The organism is Microvirga arsenatis, assembly GCF_009910705.1.
GTDB classification, from domain to species: domain Bacteria; phylum Pseudomonadota; class Alphaproteobacteria; order Rhizobiales; family Beijerinckiaceae; genus Microvirga; species Microvirga arsenatis.
Genome location: NZ_JAAAXJ010000058.1, coordinates 1 through 1,472, shown reverse-complemented (window position 1 = coordinate 1,472; position 1,472 = coordinate 1). Strand labels below are relative to the sequence as shown.

The window sequence follows — 1,472 nt, the reverse complement described above, 5'->3', positions numbered from 1 at the left end:
ATGACGAAGAACTACATAGCTGGGGAGTGGGTCGGCGCGACGGAGGCATCGCCGAACATCAACCCGTCGAACACCGCCGACGTGGTGGGCGAGTACGCCCGCGCGTCCGCGGCGGAGGCTGAAGCCGCCATCGCTGCGGCCTATGACGCCTTCCCGGCCTGGTCGCGCTCCTCGATCCAGAGCCGCCACGACATCCTCAAAGCCGTCGGCGACGAGATCCTGGCCCGCAAGGAAGAACTCGGCCGCCTCCTCTCCCGCGAGGAGGGCAAGACCTTGCCGGAGGGCATCGGCGAGGTCACCCGCGCCGGCCAGATCTTCCACTTCTTCGCCGGCGAGTGCCTCAGGATGGCCGGCGAGAAGCTGCCTTCGGTGCGCCCGCTCATCGATGTCGAGATCACCCGCGAACCGGTGGGGGTGGTCGGCCTGATCACACCCTGGAACTTCCCCATTGCCATTCCCGCCTGGAAGATTGCTCCGGCGCTGGCTTACGGCAACACCGTGGTGTTCAAGCCCGCCGAACTCGTGCCCGCTTCCGCCCATGCCCTCTCTGAGATCATCATCCGCGCCGGCGTGCCGGCCGGCGTGTTCAACCTGGTGATGGGCAAGGGCTCCGTGGTGGGCGAGGCCATGCTGACAAGCCCGAAGGTCTCGGCGATCTCGTTCACCGGCTCGGTGCCCACCGGCCGGCGGGTGGCCCAAAGCTGCATCACGGCCGATCCCATGAAGAAGCTTCAGCTGGAGATGGGCGGCAAGAACCCCATGGTGGTGCTCGATGACGCCGACCTGAAGGTGGCGGTGGATTGCGCCGTCAATTCCGCCTTCTTCTCCACGGGCCAGCGCTGCACGGCGTCCTCGCGGCTGATCGTGACGGAGGGCATCCACGACCGCTTCGTGGCCGCCATGCAGGAGCGCATGGCCGGCCTGGTGGTGGACGACGCCCTGAAGGCGGGCACCCAGATCGGCCCGGTGGTGGACCAGGGCCAGCTCGACCAGGATCTGAAGTACATCCGCATCGGCCAAGAGGAGGGGGCGAAGCTGGTGGCAGGCGGCGAACTGCTGAAGCGAGAGGCGCCCGGCTTCTATCTGTCGCCGGCGCTGTTCACCGAGGTGGACAACCGGATGCGGGTGGCGCGCGAGGAGATCTTTGGGCCTGTGGCCACCGTGATCCGGGCCAAGGACTATGACGAGGCGCTGGAGATCGCCAACGACACGCCGTTCGGTCTCTCGTCGGGCATCTGCACCACGAGCCTGAAATACGCCAGCCACTTCAAGCGCAACGCGGAGGCCGGCATGGTGATGGTGAACCTGCCTACCGCCGGGGTGGACTACCACGTGCCGTTCGGCGGGCGCAAAGGCAGTTCTTACGGCCCGCGCGAGCAGGGCCGCTATGCGGCGGAGTTCTACACCACGGTCAAGACCGCCTACACCTTCGACGGCAACGGACCCTACGTGCCGAAGACAAAAGGAAGCGA

The 1,472-nt window shown here is 66.7% G+C and carries 1 protein-coding gene; it reads left to right on the top strand.

The features are described from left to right. Positions 1 to 1,472, top strand: a 1,472-nt coding sequence (locus GR303_RS24190) for an aldehyde dehydrogenase family protein (RefSeq protein ID WP_161727011.1), incomplete at its 3' end; no start/stop codon positions are given.